The sequence below is a fragment of the Salinimicrobium sp. CAU 1759 genome (assembly GCF_054482715.1).
In genome coordinates this window covers 99,786-121,508 of record NZ_JBTLRK010000003.1, presented here as the reverse complement: position 1 = coordinate 121,508, position 21,723 = coordinate 99,786, and the positions used below count along the sequence as shown (strand labels likewise).

At 42.3% G+C, this 21,723-nt stretch carries 19 protein-coding genes; 14 read left to right on the top strand and 5 right to left on the bottom strand.

Annotation, left to right across the window (positions count from 1 at the left end):
• Positions 1-122 precede the first annotated feature (122 nt).
• The 4 genes from ACXYMT_RS13820 to ACXYMT_RS13805 all read left to right on the top strand — a co-directional run bounded on the left by ACXYMT_RS13820 (position 123) and on the right by ACXYMT_RS13805 (position 7,942).
• Positions 123-3,143, top strand: coding sequence for a tetratricopeptide repeat protein (locus ACXYMT_RS13820; RefSeq protein ID WP_459059686.1), 3,021 nt, complete (start codon positions 123-125; stop codon positions 3,141-3,143).
• A 19-nt stretch (positions 3,144-3,162) separates the two neighbouring features.
• Positions 3,163-4,890, top strand: coding sequence for a TonB-dependent receptor (locus ACXYMT_RS13815; RefSeq protein WP_459059685.1), 1,728 nt, complete (start codon positions 3,163-3,165; stop codon positions 4,888-4,890).
• A gap of 210 nt (positions 4,891-5,100) precedes the next feature.
• Entirely contained in the window at positions 5,101-6,234 is a 1,134-nt protein-coding gene (locus ACXYMT_RS13810; protein ID WP_459059684.1) for a hypothetical protein, read from the top strand.
• 76 nt (positions 6,235-6,310) lie between these two features.
• Entirely contained in the window at positions 6,311-7,942 is a 1,632-nt protein-coding gene (locus ACXYMT_RS13805; protein ID WP_459059683.1) for an amidohydrolase, read from the top strand.
• A 153-nt stretch (positions 7,943-8,095) separates the two neighbouring features.
• On the opposite strand, the gene ACXYMT_RS13800 is transcribed toward ACXYMT_RS13805, so the two are convergent.
• Together ACXYMT_RS13800 and ACXYMT_RS13795 are read right to left on the bottom strand one after the other, a co-directional pair.
• Entirely contained in the window at positions 8,096-8,854 is a 759-nt protein-coding gene (locus ACXYMT_RS13800) for a hypothetical protein (RefSeq protein ID WP_459059682.1), read from the bottom strand.
• 4 nt (positions 8,855-8,858) lie between these two features.
• Positions 8,859-9,587, bottom strand: a complete 729-nt coding sequence (locus ACXYMT_RS13795; RefSeq protein WP_459059681.1) for a class I SAM-dependent methyltransferase — start codon at positions 9,585-9,587, stop codon at positions 8,859-8,861.
• A gap of 26 nt (positions 9,588-9,613) precedes the next feature.
• Between ACXYMT_RS13795 and ACXYMT_RS13790 the strand changes: the two genes are divergently transcribed.
• Both ACXYMT_RS13790 and ACXYMT_RS13785 read left to right on the top strand, forming a co-directional pair.
• Positions 9,614-10,111, top strand: coding sequence for a YkgJ family cysteine cluster protein (locus tag ACXYMT_RS13790; protein WP_459059680.1), 498 nt, complete (start codon positions 9,614-9,616; stop codon positions 10,109-10,111).
• Positions 10,112-10,235: 124 nt separating this feature from the next.
• Positions 10,236-10,607, top strand: a complete 372-nt coding sequence (locus tag ACXYMT_RS13785; RefSeq protein WP_459059679.1) for a four helix bundle protein — start codon at positions 10,236-10,238, stop codon at positions 10,605-10,607.
• A 57-nt stretch (positions 10,608-10,664) separates the two neighbouring features.
• Here the strand turns inward: ACXYMT_RS13785 and ACXYMT_RS13780 are convergent, their stop codons facing one another.
• Positions 10,665-11,897 (bottom strand): exo-beta-N-acetylmuramidase NamZ family protein, encoded by a 1,233-nt coding sequence (locus ACXYMT_RS13780; RefSeq protein WP_459059678.1) that lies wholly within the window; start codon positions 11,895-11,897, stop codon positions 10,665-10,667.
• 8 nt (positions 11,898-11,905) lie between these two features.
• Between ACXYMT_RS13780 and ACXYMT_RS13775 the strand changes: the two genes are divergently transcribed.
• Both ACXYMT_RS13775 and ACXYMT_RS13770 read left to right on the top strand, forming a co-directional pair.
• Complete coding sequence (locus ACXYMT_RS13775) at positions 11,906-13,141, top strand: ABC transporter permease (protein ID WP_459059677.1); 1,236 nt, start codon at positions 11,906-11,908, stop codon at positions 13,139-13,141.
• A 93-nt stretch (positions 13,142-13,234) separates the two neighbouring features.
• Positions 13,235-14,215, top strand: a complete 981-nt coding sequence (locus ACXYMT_RS13770) for a PLP-dependent cysteine synthase family protein (RefSeq protein ID WP_459059676.1) — start codon at positions 13,235-13,237, stop codon at positions 14,213-14,215.
• A gap of 62 nt (positions 14,216-14,277) precedes the next feature.
• Here ACXYMT_RS13770 and ACXYMT_RS13765 read toward each other — a convergent pair whose 3' ends face one another.
• The gene (locus ACXYMT_RS13765; protein WP_459059675.1) at positions 14,278-14,649 is read right to left on the bottom strand and encodes a hypothetical protein; all 372 of its coding nucleotides are present in this window, start codon (positions 14,647-14,649) and stop codon (positions 14,278-14,280) included.
• Positions 14,646-14,822 carry a hypothetical protein gene (locus tag ACXYMT_RS13760; RefSeq protein ID WP_459059674.1) on the bottom strand — a complete coding sequence of 59 codons (177 nt, stop codon included), beginning with the start codon at positions 14,820-14,822 and terminating at the stop codon, positions 14,646-14,648. Before ACXYMT_RS13760 ends, ACXYMT_RS13765 begins: the two co-directional genes overlap by 4 nt.
• 182 nt (positions 14,823-15,004) lie before the next feature.
• Between ACXYMT_RS13760 and ACXYMT_RS13755 the strand changes: the two genes are divergently transcribed.
• The 6 genes from ACXYMT_RS13755 to ACXYMT_RS13730 all read left to right on the top strand — a co-directional run bounded on the left by ACXYMT_RS13755 (position 15,005) and on the right by ACXYMT_RS13730 (position 21,655).
• Positions 15,005-15,700 carry an SGNH/GDSL hydrolase family protein gene (locus tag ACXYMT_RS13755; protein ID WP_459059673.1) on the top strand — a complete coding sequence of 232 codons (696 nt, stop codon included), beginning with the start codon at positions 15,005-15,007 and terminating at the stop codon, positions 15,698-15,700.
• An 84-nt stretch (positions 15,701-15,784) separates the two neighbouring features.
• Positions 15,785-17,068 carry a DUF2851 family protein gene (locus ACXYMT_RS13750; RefSeq protein ID WP_459059672.1) on the top strand — a complete coding sequence of 428 codons (1,284 nt, stop codon included), beginning with the start codon at positions 15,785-15,787 and terminating at the stop codon, positions 17,066-17,068.
• A gap of 12 nt (positions 17,069-17,080) precedes the next feature.
• Entirely contained in the window at positions 17,081-17,311 is a 231-nt protein-coding gene (locus tag ACXYMT_RS13745) for a PspC domain-containing protein (protein WP_324721496.1), read from the top strand.
• 134 nt (positions 17,312-17,445) lie between these two features.
• The gene (locus ACXYMT_RS13740) at positions 17,446-19,533 is read left to right on the top strand and encodes an amino acid carrier protein (RefSeq protein WP_459059671.1); all 2,088 of its coding nucleotides are present in this window, start codon (positions 17,446-17,448) and stop codon (positions 19,531-19,533) included.
• A gap of 15 nt (positions 19,534-19,548) precedes the next feature.
• On the top strand, positions 19,549-20,427 hold the full coding sequence (locus tag ACXYMT_RS13735; protein ID WP_459059670.1) for a ComEA family DNA-binding protein: 879 nt from the start codon (positions 19,549-19,551) through the stop codon (positions 20,425-20,427).
• A gap of 58 nt (positions 20,428-20,485) precedes the next feature.
• Positions 20,486-21,655 (top strand): acyl-CoA dehydrogenase family protein, encoded by a 1,170-nt coding sequence (locus ACXYMT_RS13730; protein WP_459059669.1) that lies wholly within the window; start codon positions 20,486-20,488, stop codon positions 21,653-21,655.
• Positions 21,656-21,723: the final 68 nt, after the last annotated feature.

Sequence of the window (21,723 nt, the reverse complement as noted above, 5' to 3'; positions counted from 1 at the left end):
AAATTTTCCGCAGATAATTTTAGGTTTCATTTAACGGAAGCATATAATTTATCTTACAACAATGGCGTTATTACCTTAGAGTTTCTTATATCTTTGAATCATCAACAAAACAAGACCTACGAATGAAACATAGCAAAATCTGCCTTTTTGTTGCTTTCCTTTTCCTTTCGCTTACTGGTTTCTCACAACAATCTGCCATTCAAAGCAATGAGCTGGCCGATTATAACCGTGCGCTGGAATTATACAACAATCAGCAATACCTTGCCGCACAAACTTTATTTGATGAAGTGCAGGATGAAACAGATGATGAAAGGATCAAAGCTAATGCAGCATATTATATAGCCAATGCGGCAATTAGACTTAATCAACCGGGAGCCGATGAGCTCATGGAAGATTTCGTGCAGCGATATCCTACAAGTACAAAAACCAATGCAGCATACCTCGATGTGGCCGATTATTACTTTGAGACGGGGAAATATTCTCTCGCCCGCAAATGGTATGACACTGTTGATCAAAGGAATTTGAGCAAGGCAGAAAAGGAGCGTTTCAACTTCAATAACGGCTACGCTTACTTTCGGGCGAATCAATACGACGAGGCTAAAGAATATTTGAACAAAGTAAAGGACTCCAAAAAATACGGATCGCAGGCAAAATATTATCTCGGTTTCATGGCTTATGAAGGGGATGATTACGAGCAGGCCAATGAACTTTTTGAAGAGGTGCAGGATAATGAGAGGTATGAAGAAGATCTTTCCTACTTCCAGGCCGACATGAATTTTAAGCAGGGAAATTTTGAGAAAGCTATTCAGCTTGGATTGGAGCAATTGCCCAGAGCAGATAGACGTGACCGGTCAGAGCTCAACAAGATCATTGGAGAAAGCTACTTCAATTTGGGGCAGTATGAAAAAGCAATTCCTTATTTAAAGGAATACCAGGGAGAAAGAGGGAAATGGAACAACACAGATTATTACCAGTTAGGTTATGCCTATTTTCAACAGGGGGATTTTGAGTCGGCCATTTCAGAATTTAACAAGATCATAGATGGTAAGAATGCAGTGGCACAAAACGCTTACTACCACCTTGCGCAATCCTATTTAAAAACTGACAAAAAGCAGCAGGCATTGAATGCTTTCAAGAATGCCAGCGAGATGGATTTTAACCAGGAGATAAAAGCCGATGCTGCTCTTAACTATGCCAAGCTAAGCTATGAGATTGGAAATAGCTACGCCAGTACTCCGCAAGTGTTAATGAATTATTTGGAAGCTTATCCTAGTTCTCCTGCGAAAGAAGAGATCAATGAGCTGCTCATTAATTCTTTTATTACTTCTAAAAATTATGAAGAGGCGATGCGTCTCCTGAAGGGAAATAGAAATTTTCAAAACAATGTGGTTTATCAGCAGGTTGCTTTTTACCGCGGATTGGAATTGTTCAAAGAAGGTAATTACCGTGAAGCTGAAGAATATTTCGATCTGGCTTTGAGTGAAAGACGTGATCCCCGCTTCACAGCCCTCGCAACTTTTTGGAAAGCCGAAAGCGATTTCAATCTTCGCAACTTTCAGGATGCCCTTGTAGGATACCGCGAATTTGCAGGAATGAGTGGAGCGCAAGGAGCTTCAGAAAAGGAAAATCTGCACTATAATATTGGCTACGCGTATTTCAAGCAACGCGAATATGATCGTTCTGCCGAATATTTCAAGAGATATGCGAGCAATACTTCCAATGATCGCGCAAGGAGAAATGATGCCTTTTTGAGGTTAGGAGACAGTTATTTCGTGAACAGTAGCTACTGGCCTGCAATGGAAGCATACAATTCAGCCATTGCTCTTAATGGTTCAGAAAATGACTATGCAGCTTTTCAAAAAGCCATCAGCTACGGATTTGTTCAGCGAAATGATACAAAAATTCAGGAGTTGACAGAGTTCCTTAGGAAATATCCGCGGTCGTCTTATCGTGACGATGCAGCTTATGAGCTGGGGAACACATACGTGGCCATGAATAACACCAGCCAGGGAATGGAAGCCTATAACAGGCTCATTAGAGATGTTCCCGGTAGTTCATTCGTTCCGCAGGCATTGCTGAAGCAGGGATTGATCTATTACAACAATGACCAGCCTAGCCAGGCGCTTGAGAAAATGAAAAGAGTAGTGGCCGATTTTCCTAACTCGGCTGAAGCTGTTCAGGCTGTAAGTACCGCCAGATTGATCTACGTCGATATGGGCAGGACAGATGAATATGCCAACTGGGTAAAAGATCTTGATTTTGTTGAGGTGACAGATGTTGATCTTGACAACACCAGTTTTGAGGCGGCCGAGAAGCAATATCAGAATAATAATACTTCAGCTGCTATCACTGCGCTTGAGAAGTATCTGAATTCATTCCCTAACGGAATTCACTCGGTACAGGCTAATTTTTATCTTGGGCAGCTCTACTTCCGCGAGGGGAACAAAGAAAAGAGCATTCCGCATTATAAATACGTGATAGGAAGATCGGCGTCAGAATACCTTGAGCAATCATTGGCAAGACTTTCTGAAGTTTACCTGGAGAAGAGGAACTACGCCGAAGCAATTCCGCTGTTAAAGCGTTTGGAAAATGAAGCATCCTTTGCTCAAAACACCATTTTTGCGCAGTCTAACCTTATGAAGTCTTACCTGGAAGCCGGCAACTTTACCGAGGCTGTGGCTTATGCCGAAAAAGTACTGGCAAACCCAAATGCCGAAACAAGTGCCAAAAATGATGCGCAGGTGATCATTGCCCGTGCCGCCATGAGAACCGGAAACGAAGATCGTGCAAAACGTGCTTATGCCGAAGTTCAGAAATCGGCGACCGGGGAGTTGGCAGCCGAAGCTCTTTATTATGATGCTTACTTCAAGAACAAAGCAGGTAACCATCAGGCTTCCAATGATGTGGTGCAGCGTTTAGCAAGAGATTATTCAGGTTATAAATTATATGGAGCAAAAGGCCTCGTTTTAATGGCTAAGAACTTCTATGCTTTGGGAGATGCTTACCAGGCAACTTACATCCTGGATAACGTGATCAACAATTTCAAGCAATTCCCTGAAGTTGTTACTGAAGCCAAACAGGAACTTGCCCGAATCAAAGCACAGGAAGCCAGGACCAATGCTTCTGTCGAAACCAACAATTAAGATACATAAAAGCCTTCCCATGAAAATCAAATCGTTTAGTGTATTTATCATGCTTTTATTTTTCACCGGCTTCTCTTACGCCCAGGACCTTGGGAGCGAGACAGTAGAAGTGGTGAAACCATATACTCCCACAGTAAGTGATGCCAACAAAATTCGGGAGACACCAAAGATCTCCGATTCTGTGAACCTGGAGAAAAGACCGGTGCAGTACAGTATTTTCTCTGTGCCTGTGGCTTCCACTTTTACCCCGGCAAAAGGTAGGGCTACAACCGTGGAGCGACAAAGACCGCCAAAGTTGTATGACAATTATATCACCCTCGGCTTTGGAACTTATACCAGTGCTCTTGCCGAATTTTACAGCAACATGGAAGTGAATCGAACCGATAACTTCGGAATTTTTCTCACCCATAACTCGGCCCAGGGAGGAATTGATGGGGTGGAAATTGACGATAGCTTTTACGATACCGAGCTCAACCTGAATTATTCTTCGCGCAACAGAAATCTTCGGTGGAATACAGATTTTGGAGTGGAGCACAGATTGTTTAACTGGTATGGAGTAACGCCTACACTAACCAATGAAGAAAGAGATCAAATTGATCCACAGCACAATTATTACAGTGTGTATGCCGGTGGGGAAATCAATTGGAATAAGTCATTTTTTGATAATGCCGAGGTCAAATACAGGTATTTTGGTGACGACTTTGATTCTGCCGAACATCGCTTCATCTTTAAACCCACTTTGGAAATTCCTATCGCTGGGGAATTGTTTAGAACAAATGTCATTTTTGACTACGTGAATGGCAATTTCACTTCATATTATCCGGGGAATGAGGATATCACCTATAGCTTTATGAATGTGGGGCTGGCATCGAGCCTGCTCGTGCTTCGAGACGACCTCACTCTAAACCTGGGGGCGGCGATCTACTATAGTCTCAATACAGAAAACAGTGATGGAGGCGTATATGTTTATCCACGGGTTACCGCCAGCTACCGTGCTGCCGGAGATTACTTTATCGCATATGCCGGACTCGAAGGAGAACTGCGTCAAAACTCCTATTACGAGTTCACTAAAGAAAATCCTTTTCTTGCCCCGGCAATTGGAGTAACCCCTACAGATCAACAATACAAAGCCTATATTGGCGCTAAAGGAAAGTTGTCCAGCAGCATTGGCTATAATACACGACTTAAATACATGGCCGAAGATTTCAAGCCTCTGTTCCGATCCAATCCTTTGGATGTGTCGGAGCCGTTAAATAAGCCGTCTTATACCTATGGCAATTCATTTAACGTGATTTATGATCTGGTCAATACTATTTCGGCTTTTGGAGAACTGGATTTTGATGTAAACAGAAAATTGAATCTCCGCATCAACGGGGAGTACTTTCTGTATGACACAGATGAACAGGATGAGGCATGGAACCTTCCTAATATTAAGGCTAATCTTCTTGCCGACTATCAAATCACCGAAAAATGGTTTGCGGGAGCAAATATTTTTGTTGTAGGTGAGAGAAAGGATTATGGAGCATTTACCATTGGGGAAGGAATTCCAACCAATATTGAGGAAGTGACTTTAGATCCATACGTTGATATTAACGCCAACCTGGGATATAGATTCAATGACAAATTATCAATTTTTGCTAAAGGAAATAATCTTCTGGGAGAGAATTATGAACGATGGACAGACTATCCTGTCCTGGGGCTTCAGGTCCTGGCAGGAGCCACTTATAAATTTGACTTTGGAAGATAACTTTTATTATACCTCCCAAAAAGCCGGTTTTTACCGGCTTTTTTTGTTTGTTTGTAGTTGTTCCCAAAACCCTAAAGCATTCTTAACAATTACATAACATTGGAACAAAATCAGGTTCCTGCGGAAGTGCATAATTTTGCAGCGCGAAAATGTGGAAATGAAATTTTTATCCTATTTTTTCTCTAATTTTTGAAAACTTATTATTAGAAAATGGCAAAAACTAAATTTAACCGCACGAAAAGGAACAGGCCTTACTTAAACGTGCTCGACTTCATGGTACAGGAAAGGACCTTCCTCGCCATCGTGATCATTGGATTGGTATTGGCTGGGATCCTTACAGGTTATGGACAGGCCGGTATGTGGCTTGGATTCTTTTTCGCTGCTTATGCCACTGTGGCCAATGATAGTATCCAGTCCCTTGGAACTTTTATTGAGAGTAATAAAAACCGGAAATGGTGGGTCATGTGGATCTTTATCGGGACCATATTCCTGGCAGTAGTCACCTTCAGCTGGATCTATTTTGACGGAGATGTAACCTATCAACGATTGCTAAATCCCGACGGGACCACCAAATATCCGCATCCTGAGAACTTTAGTTTTTTCCAGATCATTGCTCCATTGGTGCTTCTCATCCTTACCAGGTTAAGAATGCCGGTATCTACTACTTTCCTTATATTAAGTGTATTTAGTGCGGATACCTCAGGGATTACCTCCGTAGTATTTAAGTCCTGGACAGGGTATATTATGGCTTTTGTTTTGTCATTCCTGGTATGGTACTTATCCTATAACACCATTAAAAAATATTTTAAAAGTAGACAGTTCAATAAGAGCTGGAATGTTGTACAGTGGGTTGTGAGTGGAACCTTATGGGGAGTTTGGGTGATGCAGGATGGTGCAAACATCGCAGTTTTCCTTCCAAGGCAACTAGACTTCGTTCAATTTTTGATCTTTGCCGTGACCATTTTTGCAGGGCTTGGTCTTTTATTTTATTTGAGGGGAGACAAGATCCAGGAAGTTGTTAGTGAAAAAGCGAGAATCTCTGATGTTCGGGCGGCAACTTTAGTTGATGCTACTTATGTGATCCTCCTTATATACAAACTTTTCATTAGTACAGTGCCAATGAGTACCACCTGGGTTTTCCTTGGGGTAATTGGAGGTAGAGAGATCGCTGTGAGTCTTGCCCGTACCAAAAAAGGTAAAAAACACCGTAAGAAAGCCGGTAAGATGATCTTTAGGGACTTCTCTTATGCCATGATCGGATTATTCGTTTCCATTGCACTTGCTGCTGGGGCCAACTCAGACATTCGTGAAGCTATTGGGGATGCAATTTTAGGTTGGTTCTAAGTCCTTTCTTTCAATTATATAAAAATGCGCTTCTTTCTGGAGCGCATTTTTTATTTTTACCTCAAATCTTTAAAAAATGATCAAAAGAATACTTATTTACTTTTTAAGCTTCGGAATTTCCTTTGCCTGTAATGACAATAACAAAGAAGAAGCAGATCTCCTGGTCATTAACGCCAATATCTATACTGTAGATGATGAATTTTCTACCGCGGAAGCTTTTGTGGTAAAAGACGGTAAATTCATAGCAGTAGGTACTTCGGAAGAATTACAGGAGAAATACAATGCTGCTGAAGTTTATGATGCTGAAGGGAAGACCATACTTCCCGGGCTAATTGATGCTCATGCCCATTTCTACGGATTAGGGACAAACATGCAGGCCGTAGATCTAACCGGCACAACCAGCTTCAAAGAGGTGGTGAGTCGTATCACTGAATTTCAGGAAGAAAAGAACACCGATTTTATTGTAGGTAGGGGATGGGACCAGAATGACTGGGAAGTTCAGGAGTTTCCGGTAAAGGATACGCTGGACCTGTTATTTCCCGATACTCCTGTAGCGATCACCAGGATTGACGGTCATGCTTTACTTGCCAATCAGGCTGCGCTTGATGCTGCCGGGATCACAGTTGATACTCCTGCCGAAGGTGGAGAAATAGAAAAGAAAAACGGTCAGCTCACAGGGATCTTAATTGACAATCCTATGGCACTGGTGGAAAATGCAGTCCCTGCCACGAGCACAGAAGATCAGATCACCGCTTTACAGGATGCTCAAAAAGATGTTTTTCAGTATGGTCTTACAACCATCAATGATGCCGGACTTGATCGTAGCACAATAGAATTGATCGACAGCCTGCAGCAAGCTGGAGAGTTGGATGTTCGTATCTATGCCATGATAAGCAACACCAAAGAAAATCTCGATTATTTTCTTGACCGGGAGCCGCTAAAAACAGATAAGCTGAACGTGCGGTCTGTGAAGTTCTATGCCGATGGTGCTCTTGGCTCTCGAGGTGCAGCTTTGAAGGAACCTTATTCAGATAAGCACAACCATTTTGGAGCACTTTTATCCTCAGTAGCCGATTTCAAAGAGACAGCTGCCCGTATTGCAAATTCAGCATATCAAATGAATACCCATGCCATTGGAGATTCAGCCAATGTGGTGGTTTTAAAAACTTACGATTCACTTCTTGCAAATGCAGGAGACCGTCGCTGGAAGGTGGAACATTCTCAGGTCATCGCACCCGAAGACTTTCAATACTTCAGCAGGAATATTATTCCTTCGGTTCAACCCACACATGCCACCAGTGATATGTATTGGGCACAGGAAAGACTGGGGGCGGAGAGAGAAAAAGGAGCTTATGCTTATAAGCAGCTGCTCGATGAAGCCGGGATCATCGCTTTGGGTACCGACTTCCCCGTGGAAAAGGTAAGTCCGTTTTTGACCTTTTACGCTGCTGTAGCACGTAAGGACACACAAAATTATCCCGAAGGCGGTTATATGCCGGAGCAGGCATTAAGCCGGGAAGAAGCTCTCCGTGGAATGACGATTTGGGCAGCATACAGCAATTTTGAAGATGAAGAAAAAGGTTCTATTGAACCGGGAAAGTTTGCCGATTTTGTCATTTTAGACAAGGATATCATGACAATCTCTGAAGATCAGATCCCTGAGATGAAGGCAAATGCTACTTATTTAGGAGGCAAAAAAGTTTTTTAGAAGTTAGAATTACGAATTTAGAAGTACCAAATTACAGAGATTAAAACCCTTTGAAGAAAATCTTCAAGGGGTTTTCTTTTTTCCTAAAATTAAGACAGCTACAAATTTTAAATCTTAAACTTTGAATCTTGAATAAATAAACCCCTTCCAGATTTATTTCCCTCCGTTAACCTTTAGATCCAGCTTACATTTTTCGTCGAAATCCAGGATCTTAACTCCGTTTTCAAAGAAGCTAAGGGGAGAAGAACTCACATCTATTTTAGCAGCCATAAGACAACCATCCACATTGCAATGAGCTTTATAGTTTGGATCTTCATCTTCGTGTTCAGTTTGTGCGGGAGAACCATTATCTACCAGTCCAAAAAGATGTCCGAATTCATGGTGTAAAGTGACAGTCTGAATTTCGCTTCTCGAACCATTCATTTTTTTAATTACGCTGTCAAAAATGACCATTGAGGTATTCATGTAGGCTTTTCCCAAAATATTTGAGCCTTCTTTTGTGTCCTCACTTTTGTTATCGGCAAAGAAAATATAGACTGCAAGCCGGTTATCTACAGAAAATGCTGTCCTGTTTTTTTTCTCAACTGCCTTGATCTCCTCCATAGAGTATGAGCCCACATTTGGACTGGAAATCGCCCGTGTCTGAATAGACACTCCATTTGGTTTATGAGTATGCCTGTCAAAGAAGGTATGCAGACTGCTTAAAGCCTCTGCCGTGGGTTCGTAACCGGTAACGTAAACCACTTCCAGGTCAATGGCTGTAAAGACCTCGTCACTTAAAAAATCTCTGGCCGATGATCCTAACACTAAATCATTTCTGTGCGCAGAGACTTTATTCTCAGGACTGTCTGTAGTACACCCGGTTAGTAGAAGCAGTGCTACAAAGCAGTTTAATAAATAGTTTTTCTTCATTCTTTTATTTGATGCTAAGCTGTGCGAGGTAATCGTAGTGTTCCCCCTCATAGACTTTTTCGCAATTAAACCCGTTTTTAGTAGCTGCTAAAGATAAGGATTCAAAGTCAAGATACAACCAGTCAAAGCTGCTGGAAGTTTCTCCCTTGTAGCTCAGCCTGTAAATTAACTCCCCGTAATAACCTTTCGAAGAATCTACCCAAACCCCACCATCTTCATCGGCGTCAAAAAGGTAAATCAAATCTGAAGAATCAATTAGAACCTGGCCGCCTACGGAAAGGAGAGCTTTTAGCTTTTCAAAAAAGCGATCCAGGAACTTCATTTTTCCCACTATGCCTGTGCCGTTCATTAGCATTAGGACCGTATCGAATTTTTCTTCGGAAAGATCTTCAAAAGCTATATTTCTTGCATCTGAAATTCCCCGTTTGCGGCAGACCTCTATTGCTCCGGCGGATGTGTCTATACCAACTACTTCAAGTTTTCGTTCTTCCTGAAGGTGCAGAGAGTGACTTCCGGCTCCGCAACCCACATCCAGAACTCTTCCGCGGCACAATTCAAGAGCTTTTTGCTCCAGCTTAGGCATTTCTTTATAATTCCGAAAGAGATAAGGCACCGGGATCGCATCATCATCAAAGTCGGGCGAGTGCACCGTGATATCTGTTGCATCAGCATTTTCGTGGTATGCTGTTATGGCTTTTCCGAAGATATCGGGGTTATTTTTTGGCTTGTTCACGTCTTGGTTCTGTTTATCTTTGCGGCATGCAGGATGAGTTAGATGGGCTTCCGCAAAGGGCCAAAGATAAACATAAGGAGAATAAGAAATTTTTCCAGCAGCTTAAAAAGAAGCCGCCAAAGCATTTAGATCTTCAAATGCAGGAGCTGCACGAGGAGGAGTTCGAGCGAACCGACTGCCTTAAATGTGCCAATTGCTGCAAAACCACCGGACCTCTTTTTACCAATAAAGACATTGAGCGTATTTCCAAACATCTACGCCTAAAGCCACAGCAGTTCATCGATCAATATTTGCGAATAGATGAGGATAATGATTATGTGCTGCAGGAGGTGCCCTGTGTCTTTCTAGCACCCGATAATTACTGTCTTATCTACGACGTTCGTCCAAAAGCTTGTAGTGAATTCCCCCACACCAACCGCAAAGACTTTCACAAGATCTCAAACCTCACCATGAAGAACGTCGCCATTTGCCCGGCAGCGTTTAATATTGTTGAAGAAATGAAGCGAAGGTTGAACAAAAGCTAATTAGAATAAAAAAATCTTTTAGACCAATGAATCTGTTGCGAGTTACGTGTTGCGGGTTTTTTTAAGGAATAACACCAAATTTTTCTCTATCTTTTCTTGAAATTGAACTACAACGATAATTCACATGGCGAATTCATACAAGGATCTGGAGATTTATTCAATATCGTTAAATCTCTTTTACAAAGTTCACTCTTTAAGCCTCCAATTGCCTAAATATGAGCTGTATGAGTTAGGAAGCCAGATTCGTAGATCAGCAGATTCAGTAAATACTAACATTGTGGAGGGATACGGCCGTAGAAGATACAAGGCAGATTTTTTAAAGTTTCTGGTATATTCTCATGCAAGTAATGATGAAACACTGAATCATTTAGAAAAGTTGATTCATCTTTATCCAGCAACAATGCAGGACCATCTTTATTTAAAAAAGTATTACAACAACCTCGGAGCTAAAATAAATTCCTTCATAAAATATGTAGAAACCTCCTGGAAAATATAATTTGAAGCGCAACCCGCAACCCGCAACCCGGAACGTGCAACATGCAACGTGCAACATTTAATAATAGAGCAAATATTTCTCCCTTACCTTCGCGTATTCCTCTAACCCCGACTTCCAGCTCGCACGAATCTCCTTTGCACTCAACCCACTTTCTATTTGCTGCTGGAGTTTTTTAGTTCCGGCGAGCCTGGTGAAAAATGAGTTGAAGAATTCCCCTTTTTGAGCGGTGTGGTTGTAGGCTTCTATCAGCCAGTCCAGGTTGAGGTAGTCAAGGCGTGGAGTGTTAGAAAGGTCTTTTCCAAAACAGGTTTTCCCGAGGTGCTTTGGTGATTTTGCGCCTTCATTGGATTGCGGTATATAGGAAAAAGGGAACTGTTCTTCGGGTAGAAACGGAGAGCCAAAAACCTGGAACTGCTTTGAGGTTCCCCGGCCGGCATTCACGTTAGTTCCTTCAAAAAAGCACAGGCTGGGGTAAAGGTTGATGGCCTTTGCATTTGGAAGATTTGGAGATGGCTTTACCGGAAGCACGTATGGCTCATCCCGGTTGTAATTTTCCATTTTCACTATCTGCAGAGGCGCCTGTATTTCCCCTTTTAGCCACCTCTCTCCATTGATCATTTTTGCATACTCTGCAATGGTCATTCCGTGAACTACAGGAATAGGATGCATACCAACGAAGCTCTGGTGCTCCGGTTCAAGAACTGGTCCATCGATGTAGTGACCGTTTGGATTGGGCCGGTCAAAGACCATCACCTGAACGTCATTTTCAGCTGCGGCTTCCATGACATAGTGGAGTGTTGAAATATAGGTGTAGAATCGGGCGCCGACGTCCTGCAGGTCGAATATTAAGATATCAAGACCTTCCAATTGTTCGGGCGTTGGTTTCTTATTGTTTCCGTAAAGGGAGATCACCGGGAGCCCTGTGCGCGGATCTTTTCCATCTTCGACTGCTTCCCCGGCATCGGCTGTACCGCGAAATCCGTGTTCCGGGGCAAAGACTTTCCGAAGATCAACTTTGAGAGCTAATAGGGTGTCGACAAGGTGAACATTTCCGGCTTCCGTAGGAATGATGCTGGTCTGGTTCCCCACAAGCCCCACTTTCTTAGCTTCCAAAAATGGCAAATAATGGGCAGTTCTTTCGGCGCCGAGCTTCAGCCTTTGTGGAGCTTTAGCAGAAGAAGTTGTATCAGCTTCAGTAGAATTTTTTGATGGCTTACCCGAATTGTTTCCGCAGGCAGTGGCGGTAATAAGTAGGAATAAAAATGTACTTTTGAAAAATCTAAAACTCATAGCTACTCTTGAATCTGGAATTCTTTATCGCCAAACGCCTCATTAGTGCGAAGCAGCACAAAAGTAGCATATCGGCCCCTATAATAAAAATAGCCATTGTGGCCATTGCCATTGGGGTGATCATGATGCTGGTGGCTTTTGCGACGGGGATCGGGCTTCAGCAAAAGATAAGGGAAAAAATGTCGGCTTTTACAGGGCATGTGACCATTTCCAGCTATGACAACAATAATTCGCAGGTCTCCCTGATGCCCATCTCGACCGACCAGGATTTCTATCCTAAATTTGAATCGGTAGAAGGTATTGAACACGTGCAGGCAACAGCTTACCTGGGTGGAGTTATTCGTACTGAAGACGACTTCGAGGGAATAATTGTAAAAGGCGTGGGACCAGATTTTAACGGGGAATATTTTGAAGATTTCCTTGTGGCAGGAGAATTGCCCGACGTTAGCGGAAGTTTAAATAGCCAAGTCCTTCTCTCCAGCTATACTGCCAATCGGCTGGGACTGGAGGTTGGTGACAAGGCAATCACCTATTTTTTGAGGGACGAGACCAGCCGGACTCCTTTGACCAGGGCCTTTGAGATCACAGGAATTTATAATTCGGGCTTTCAGGAATTTGACGAGCTGTATATGCTGGCCGATATAAGACATGTACAGCGGATCAATCGTTGGGAGAAAGATGAGGTGGGGAACTTTGAAGTTTTCCTGGAGGACTTTAGCAAACTTGAGGAAAAAGGACAGGAGATCTATGAGAATACAGGTTCATTTCTTGACACGCGGACAATAAAGCAGCAGTATTATTCTATTTTTGAGTGGTTATCATTGTTCGATTTCAACATTGCACTCATCATCGGGATCATGATCCTGGTGGCAGGGATCAATATGATCACAGCATTGCTGGTACTCATTCTCGAAAGGACACAGATGATCGGAATTATGAAAGCCCTGGGCAGCAGCGACTGGATCATAAGGAAGATCTTCTTATACAACGCCGGATATTTGATCCTTCTCGGACTCTTTTGGGGAAATCTAATTGGCCTCGGACTCCTTTTCGCTCAAAAGTACCTGAAGCTCATTCCGCTTAATCCCGAAACTTATTACGTTACTGAAGCTCCGGTGTACATTGGGTGGGAATACATTCTCGGAGTAAATCTCGGCACCTTACTACTATGTATGCTCATGCTGCTCATTCCTTCCTATATCATCACCAGGATCTCTCCGGTAAAAGCTATGAAATTCGACTAGAATAAGGTGTCAAAAATGCCATTTTCGGCACCCCTTTTGAAGTCTTTTAAAAGCTGCATTTTTTCTTACCTTTGCAGTCGCAAAAAATGAGAAATGGAATACGCTGAAAATATACTAGGTACCATTGGAAACACGCCGCTTGTCAAGATCAATAAATTGACTGAAGGTATAGATGCACTGGTGCTGGCAAAATATGAAACATTTAATCCGGGGAACTCGGTGAAAGACCGTATGGCGGTTAAGATGATCGAAGATGCCGAAGCTGCCGGACTTTTAAAACCGGGAGGAACCATTATCGAAGGAACTTCAGGAAATACCGGGATGGGGCTTGCTCTTGCCGCAATTGTCAAAGGTTACCGCATGGTATGTGTAATGGCCGACAAACAATCTAAAGAGAAAATTGACATTTTACGTGCCGTAGGTAGTGATGTGGTGGTTTGCCCCACCGATGTGGCGCCAGATGATCCTCAGTCTTATTATTCTACCTCAAAACGGCTTTCTGAAGAAACTCCGAATTCCTGGTATGTGAACCAGTACGATAACCTCTCCAATACTAAAGCACATTATGAAAGTACAGGACCTGAGATCTGGAGGCAGACCGACGGAAGAGTAACCCACTTTGTAGTAGGAGTTGGTACCGGCGGAACTATCTCGGGTGTTGGGAAATACCTGAAGGAACAAAATCCTAATGTGAAAGTTTGGGGAGTGGATACCTATGGTTCAGTATTTAAAAAATACCACGAGACAGGAGAATTTGATGAAAAGGAGATCTACCCTTATGTAACTGAAGGGATTGGAGAAGATATTCTTCCAAAGAACGTAGATTTTGACATTATTGACGGCTTTACAAAAGTGACCGACAAAGATGCGGCGGTCTACACCCAAAGGCTTGCGAAGGAAGAGGGAATGTTTTTGGGGAATAGTGCAGGAGCTGCGATTAAAGGATTGTTGCAGTTAAAAGAACACTTTAAGAAGGATGACGTGGTGGTTATTCTATTCCACGATCACGGAAGTCGCTACGTCGGCAAAATGTTCAACGATGACTGGATGAGAAAAATGGGATATATTGACTAAGAAATTAGAGCGAAGAGTCAAGAAACAATACTTTTTAGAAAAAATATATAAAGCTGTCTTTTTTAAGCAGCTTTTTTTATTGCTGAAGTTTCAACTTGTTGGATCAGCCAAAAAATCAATGCTCCTGCAAAGTAAAGAAGAACATCAATTACGTCTGAAGTATACCTGTTGGTTACTTCCGGAAGATAGAGTTCGAAATAAACGGAATATAGTGCCGCGAGAGAGAAGGCTGAAAAAAGGGATATTTTAACTCGTTTACTTTTGCTGAAGAACGTGATCACGAAAAAACAAATACTTAACACGATTGGAAGGCACAGGAGGTCGTTAAGGTAGGAGGAAAGAAAGGTTGGCGGGTTGCTGCTGAAGTTAAGGAGCAGCATATTTAGTAAAAATACAATCAGGCAAACGCCAAAGAGTGCGGTTATTCTTCTCATACCAGGAAAAGTGCTGTTAAAAATGCTAGCGCACCACCGATGATCATGACCGCCAGCCACACGTTATAACCTACCTTTTTGAGGCCCGTTATGAATTTGCTCTCTTTCTTATGCCCCGGGGTTGTATTTTGATCTTCCACATTTTCCTTTGAGAAGTCCTGGTTCCGCTCCATGGTTCTGGTTTTGCAATAAGATAGAATTTTTGCTACAATATTCTTCTGTCAGCAGCCGGTTTAACCGGGAATTAAGAATTCTAACATTGATAATATGTTGTCTAATCCTCATCCAAAAAGAGAGGACGGGTTATGCTGCTGCGAGAGAATAGTATATTTTAGCAGTGTTAAAAATGTCAATTATGAGAAGAATTTTTTTGGCTTGCCTGTTAATGGTAGGTTTCGTTAGCTGTAAAGAGGAAAGTGCTCCGGAGGTGGACAATGAGGTTAGGGAAGCAACTTTGATCTACCTTGCCCTTGGAGATTCCTATACCATTGGAGAAAGTGTGGAGCCCGAAGAAAGATGGCCGGTACAGCTTACAGAAAAATTAAGAGCCGATGGTATTGCAATGCGCGATCCAAGGATCATTGCTACAACTGGTTGGACCACTCAAGATCTTTTGAGTGCAATTGATTCCCAACTCAACAACGAGAAATATGACCTTGTATCTGTTTCTATTGGAGTGAATAACCAATACCAGGGAAAATCTATTGAGGAGTACAGGGAAGATCTTTATGAGGTGTTCAAAAGAGCCATCACTTTCTCAAAGAGTGGTGTATCAGGTGTATTTGCAGTAAGTATACCAGACTATGGTGTGACTCCTTTTGGCGCTCAGAATTCTGAGGAGATAGCAAGGGAGCTGGATGAATTTAATGAGGTGTTTGAAGAAGTAGCTTTGGAATTTGGCGTAGACTTCTATAACATTACGCCAATCTCAAGAGAAGCAGCTAATCAACCGGACCTTATTGCTGATGATCAACTTCACCCGAGCGGCAAAATGTACAAGCTTTGGGTGGAACATTTCTATCCCGAAGTAAAGCAAAAGGTAACTCAGTAAAAATTAACAATAAATGTAAGGCTTCTCCTGCATTAAAGTTTTTTGCCCATGAGGTGATATGGAATTATTCCATATTTTTATTCGATGCGGGAAGACTATTTACATTATCTGTGGCAGTTTCAGAAATTCAATAATCTGAACCTCAAAACTGTGGAGGGTAAAATCGTGCAGGTGATTTCCCCCGGTTTACACAATGAACTTTCCGGTCCTGACTTTTTTAATGCAAGGCTCTTAATTGGGGAACAAGAATGGGCAGGTAATGTAGAGATACATCTTCGTTCTTCCGATTGGTATTTGCACGGCCACGAGACAGATCCCGCCTATGACAATGTGATCCTACATGTAGTATGGATACACGATGTGGAAATTTTCCGAAAAAATAATTCTCCGCTTCCAGTTATTGCATTAAAAGATGTTGTCTCTTCGGAAAGCCTTTTGGTCTATCAGAAACTCTGTGCTGATAATTCCCTAAGGTGGATCAGTTGTCAGGAGGACTTTTCACATGTTGATGATTTTCTTTTGAACAACTGGCTTGAAAGATTATATGTTGAGAGGCTTGAGAAGAGGTCATCACTTATTGAGGAACTTCTAGTGAGAGCTGCCGGAGACTGGGAAGCTGTACTTTTTCAAATGCTTGCCCGAAATTTTGGGCTCAATGTAAATGGAGAGGCTTTTCTAAGTATTGCGGCCTCCATTCCATTTTCAGCGATAAGAAAAGTAAATCTTCTTCAAATGGAATCTCTGCTGCTGGGACAGGCAGGGCTTCTCACTAACGATCATCAAGAGCCATATTTTAGGCATTTAAAAGAGGAGTATCTTTTCCTAAAGCATAAATTTAAACTTTCCTCAAAAGGGGTTCTTCCGGTAAAATATTTTAGGTTGCGCCCAGATAATTTTCCGGAGATAAGGTTGGTCCAACTGGCCGCTGTTTATTACAAACAGAAATCGCTTTTTTCTTCTCTTCAGAAGTGCAAAAATACGCAACAAGTGTACGAACTATTCAATGCAAACGTGAGCGAATTTTGGAACTCTCATTATACTTTTTCCCGAAGCCACTCTCCCAGAAAGAAAAAATTGAGTTTTAAACTTCTCGACTTATTGATCATTAACACAGTTGTTCCTGTTCAATTTTGCTATATAAAAAGTACAGGCAAAGAAGAATTTGAGGGTATATTACCTTTGATCAAAAGCATAGCTCCCGAGCGAAATGAAGTTGTTAAAAAGTTCGAGACTCTCCGGCCTTCGGTGGCACCCGGGGCGATGGAAACTCAGGCACTACTGCAGCTTAAAAATGAGTACTGTGATAAAAAGGCCTGTCTAAAATGTGCAGTTGGAATGAAGATCCTTCAGCAACAACCTCAAATTTAATATCTTTGCCACATGCAGAAATGGGTTAACCAAATAAGGAATTTTTTTGAAAGACATGGGTTCTACGTATCCTCTCGCTTTGCTGATAAGTTGGGAATGAGGGCCAAAAATGTTAGATTATTCTTTATCTATCTATCTTTTGCCACTTTTGGGATAGGTTTTGCAATCTATCTCACCCTGGCTTTTCTATTGAAGTTCAAGGATATGATCTACTCTAAACGCACCTCAGTTTTCGATCTCTAGGAGAGACACTAAGTCTTAGCTCCTGTGGATTAACGTTTTCTTTGCAATTTAACTAGATAAAATTTGAAAACGTTAATATTTTTAGCATCTTGCTTCGCCGAAAATTCCATTAAATATTATTCTAAAATTCTTATATGAGAAAGTCGATACTTTCATTATTATTTTCTGTTTTCTTTTTGACGACTTATGCGCAGGATATGCAGGTGGATGTCCAGGTGGAGAATCCATCCAAGGTCATCAATGATGGTTTAGTTGAACTTGAAGTCACCGGAGGAACTCCTCCATATCAGTACAAGTGGTCCAACCAAAGCACTCCTCTCGATGCATCCCGTGCAGGAGCTCTTGTGGAAGGTGTGGAATATACAGTTACTGTGACAGATGCAGCAAACAATAGTATCACCAAAACTTTTGAAGTGCCTGCAGAAGCTATCACAGAACATTTCAACGGTACCTTCGCGCCAATTGTGGCCAGTATGGGAAGCGTTTTGTTCTGGGATCCATTTTCGGCTATCGGGATATATGATCCTGTAGTTTATGCTGATATGAAAAGGGTAGCAGCTCCAAATTGGGAAGCTCAAGCCCAGGGGCGATATGTTCTCGAACAATGGCTGAAACCTGAAGGAGCCCGCGTAGAAGAGGGTGAGCCTATTGCCGTAGTCGTCAAGGATGGGGTTGAAGAATCAACTGCCTATGCAAATGCCAATGGAACCCTCGAATATTTAGTTGAAGAAGGGGGAGTTATTTACAATTCTGAGAATGTAGAACACATAATAGAACAGGGAGCACAATATCTTGCAGCCATTAAATATGATGAGCCAATTCCTTTATTGCACCCTAACGGGGACCTGCAGCAAAAAGATATTCCTTTTATTGTTATATGGCTGGTGCTGGGAGCGCTGTTCTTTACTATTAGAATGGGCTTCATCAATATTAGAGGATTTAAACACGCTCTGGATCTTGCAAAAGGGAAATATGATGATCCAAACGCTCCTGGACAGGTTACTCACTTCCAGGCTTTGGCAACAGCAGTTTCTGGAACTGTAGGTTTAGGTAATATCGCCGGGGTGGCAGTAGCAATTTCTTTGGGAGGTGCCGGTGCCACTATGTGGATGATCGTTGCAGGACTTCTTGGAATGTCTTCCAAATTTGTAGAGTGTACCCTTGGGGTGAAATATAGATTTATAAATTCTGAAGGTCGTGTCTTTGGTGGTCCAATGAACTACTTGAGATACGGACTTGAAAAAAGAAACATGGCAGGATTTGGAAAGTTCCTGGCTGTATTCTTCGCTATATTGGCAATTGGTGCCTCCTTTGGGGGTGGTAATATGTTCCAGGCGAATCAATCCTTTGTCATCCTTGCGGGAGAGTTTCCTGCTCTTGTTGGAAATGGATTCCTCTTTGGAGTTGTAGTCGCTATTCTTGTTGGAATAGTAATTATTGGAGGAATAAGCAGCATCGCTAAAGTGACCGGAAAGATAGTTCCGATCATGGCAGCTGTTTATATTCTTGGTGCCCTGGTTGTAATTGGAGTAAATATTGAGAATATTGGTCCTGCGTTTGCAGCGATCTGGGATGGAGCCTTTAGCCCGAGCGCTTTGAAAGGTGGGGTAATTGGTGTATTGATCGTCGGTTTCCAGAGAGCAGCCTTTTCAAATGAAGCAGGGGTTGGATCTGCAGCTATTGCCCACTCGGCAGCTAAGACCAACAATCCGCCGTCTGAAGGTTTTGTGGCCTTGCTTGAGCCTTTTATCGATACAGTAGTGGTGTGTACACTTACTGCTCTTGTACTGATATTTACAGGTATGCACGAAGTAGAAGGAGTAGGAGGGGTTGAATTAACTTCTACTGCCTTTGGAAGTGTGATCTCGTGGTTCCCATACGTGCTGGCAGCAGCTGTTTTCCTTTTTGCCTTTTCGACAATGATCTCCTGGTCTTACTACGGAATGAGAGCCTGGACTTACCTTTTTGGAAAGAGCAAGAAGATGGAATTGATCTATAAGGCCCTTTTCCTTGTGTTCGTAGTAGTTGGAGCTTCAGTAAGTCTAGGAGCCGTTCTGGATTTCTCAGATATGATGATCCTGGCGATGTCCTTCCCTAATATTATCGGTCTTTACATTATGTCCGGTGAAGTGAGAAAAGATCTAAGAGAATACTCCAGGAAATTAAAAGCCGGAGAATTATTTCACAAGCCCGAAAGGGAGCGTGTGAAAAAAGCTTCTTAAGCTTAAATCACATACATGAATAACTGGAGATCCCATTTTGTTTTCAATAGAAGTCAGCAAAATGGGATCTTTGTTTTAGTAGCTATCATAGTTGTACTTCAACTAATTTATTTCTTTTATCCTTTTTCTGCGGATGAACCTATAGATCCTCAAGAAGAAGAGATAGTTCTAAAATTGCAACGGTCCATAGATTCTTTGAAGCTGGTTGCTTCGGAAAAGGAGTCGGTAGAGACCCTGCCTTTTAATCCTAATTTCATTTCAGATCATAAAGGTTATCTACTAGGAATGTCTGTAACCGAAATTGATCGGCTTCATGAGCATCGGGAGAAAAATTTGTGGGTAAATTCCGCGGAAGAATTTCAGGAAGTTACAGGAGTGTCTGATTCTATGCTGAAGATCCTTGCTCCATCCTTTAGATTTCCGGAATTCCGGCAGAAAACTTCTGAAGAAAATAAGGTGTCAAAAATGACATTTTCGGCACCTCTTTCTAAAGCCGATCTTAACACCGCAACGGCTAAAGAATTACAGCAAGTCAATGGAATTGGAGAAAAACTCTCTGCCAGGATCCTGAACTACCGCAACAGTCTTGGTGGCTTTCGGGGAGATTTGCAGCTTTATGATGTATATGGCCTTTCTCCCGAAGTGGTCCAGAGGGCGCTGCTGCGATTTGAGGTGAAGACAAAGGATTTTGACAAGCTGGATCTCAACGAAGTGACACTTATGCAGCTCACCGAACTACCATTTTTCAATTATGAGCAGGCACGGGCTATTATCAAATACCGTGAAGAGGTAGGAGAGATAGAGAATATAACGGAACTTGAGCAGATTAGGAATTTTCCCATAGAAAAATTAGACAGAATTGCCCTATATTTGACGATCGACCAGAAAAACTGAGTTTTTCTCAATCCCAAATCTTTTTCAGCTTATTAAAAAACATTCAGAATATAAATTTATGAACAGCAGATATTTTACAGAAGAACACGAATTATTCCGCAAAAGCTTTCAGGAATTTTTGCAGAAAGAGGTGGTGCCTCACATTGAAAAATGGGAAAAAACAGGCACTATTGAACGCTTTATCTGGGAAAAATTCGGCGAAATGGGATATTTCGGACTTAATTATTCCGAAGAATATGGAGGGCTTGACCTGGATATTTTCTATACCGTGATCTTCCTAGAGGAACTGCAAAAGATCAATAGTGGCGGATTTGCGGCGGCTATGTGGGCGCACGCTTATCTGGCAATGACGCATCTTGCCAAAGAGGGAGATGAGGAGATCAAACAGAAATATCTTGCACCGAGTATTAGTGGAGAGAAGATAGGTTGTTTGTGTATTTCAGAACCTTCGGGCGGGAGTGATGTTGCAGGCATGAGAACAACTGCTGTCAAAAAAGGAGATAAATACGTGATCAACGGCTCCAAGACCTTTATTACGAATGGAGTCTATTCAGATTATCTGGTAGTGGCCGCAAAGACAAACCCAGAATTGAAGAGCAAAGGGATGAGCATCTTTGTTATAGACAGGGATACCCCGGGAATATCGGCTACTAAGCTTGATAAGCTTGGCTGGAGAGCATCAGACACTGCAGAGATCGCTTTTGACAATGTGGAGATCCCCGCTTCGAACCTTATGGGAGAGGAAGGAAAAGGTTTTCCCTATATCATGCAGCACTTTGCCTTTGAAAGGTTGATCATGGGAATCAACGCCCATGCCCGTGCCCAGTTTGCTCTTGATTATACGCTGCAGTACATGAAAGAGAGAGAAGCCTTTGGGACGACCATTGATAAATTCCAGGCTTTAAGACATACTTATGCCGATATGGCGAGTGAGGTCGAAATGGCACGAGAGTTCAATTATTCTATTGCAGAAAGAATGGAGCGCGGAGTTTATGTGGTGAAGGAGGCGAGCATGTCCAAACTGCTTTCTACTAAGATTGCTGATGAAGTGATCTACAAGTGTCTTCAGTTCCTTGGTGGTTACGGCTACATGGAGGACTACCCGCTGGCAAGGCTTCTGCGTGATAGTCGCTTAGGGCCTATTGGAGGAGGTACTTCAGAGATCCTTAGGGAGATTATTGCGAAGACAGTGATCGACGGGAAAGAATATAAGCCGGCAGCCAAGTAGGTTTAAGGTTCAAGGTTTAAAGTTCAAGGTTAGGTTTTGGGTTGCCAGTTGCGAGTTACCAGTTCTGA

What these genes read in the sequence shown, in the direction of transcription:
- ACXYMT_RS13760 (WP_459059674.1), bottom strand. Translation starts at nt 14,822, where the DNA reads ATGGAGCGGAACCAGGACTTCTCAAAGGAAAATGTGGAAGATCAAAAT.
- ACXYMT_RS13730 (WP_459059669.1), top strand. Translation starts at nt 20,486, where the DNA reads ATGAACAGCAGATATTTTACAGAAGAACACGAATTATTCCGCAAAAGC.
- ACXYMT_RS13755 (WP_459059673.1), top strand. Translation starts at nt 15,005, where the DNA reads ATGAGAAGAATTTTTTTGGCTTGCCTGTTAATGGTAGGTTTCGTTAGC.
- ACXYMT_RS13780 (WP_459059678.1), bottom strand. Translation starts at nt 11,897, where the DNA reads ATGAGTTTTAGATTTTTCAAAAGTACATTTTTATTCCTACTTATTACC.
- ACXYMT_RS13735 (WP_459059670.1), top strand. Translation starts at nt 19,549, where the DNA reads ATGAATAACTGGAGATCCCATTTTGTTTTCAATAGAAGTCAGCAAAAT.
- ACXYMT_RS13790 (WP_459059680.1), top strand. Translation starts at nt 9,614, where the DNA reads ATGCAGGATGAGTTAGATGGGCTTCCGCAAAGGGCCAAAGATAAACAT.
- ACXYMT_RS13785 (WP_459059679.1), top strand. Translation starts at nt 10,236, where the DNA reads ATGGCGAATTCATACAAGGATCTGGAGATTTATTCAATATCGTTAAAT.
- ACXYMT_RS13770 (WP_459059676.1), top strand. Translation starts at nt 13,235, where the DNA reads ATGGAATACGCTGAAAATATACTAGGTACCATTGGAAACACGCCGCTT.
- ACXYMT_RS13740 (WP_459059671.1), top strand. Translation starts at nt 17,446, where the DNA reads ATGAGAAAGTCGATACTTTCATTATTATTTTCTGTTTTCTTTTTGACG.
- ACXYMT_RS13745 (WP_324721496.1), top strand. Translation starts at nt 17,081, where the DNA reads ATGCAGAAATGGGTTAACCAAATAAGGAATTTTTTTGAAAGACATGGG.
- ACXYMT_RS13800 (WP_459059682.1), bottom strand. Translation starts at nt 8,854, where the DNA reads ATGAAGAAAAACTATTTATTAAACTGCTTTGTAGCACTGCTTCTACTA.
- ACXYMT_RS13820 (WP_459059686.1), top strand. Translation starts at nt 123, where the DNA reads ATGAAACATAGCAAAATCTGCCTTTTTGTTGCTTTCCTTTTCCTTTCG.
- ACXYMT_RS13805 (WP_459059683.1), top strand. Translation starts at nt 6,311, where the DNA reads ATGATCAAAAGAATACTTATTTACTTTTTAAGCTTCGGAATTTCCTTT.
- ACXYMT_RS13750 (WP_459059672.1), top strand. Translation starts at nt 15,785, where the DNA reads ATGCGGGAAGACTATTTACATTATCTGTGGCAGTTTCAGAAATTCAAT.
- ACXYMT_RS13815 (WP_459059685.1), top strand. Translation starts at nt 3,163, where the DNA reads ATGAAAATCAAATCGTTTAGTGTATTTATCATGCTTTTATTTTTCACC.
- ACXYMT_RS13765 (WP_459059675.1), bottom strand. Translation starts at nt 14,649, where the DNA reads ATGAGAAGAATAACCGCACTCTTTGGCGTTTGCCTGATTGTATTTTTA.
- ACXYMT_RS13810 (WP_459059684.1), top strand. Translation starts at nt 5,101, where the DNA reads ATGGCAAAAACTAAATTTAACCGCACGAAAAGGAACAGGCCTTACTTA.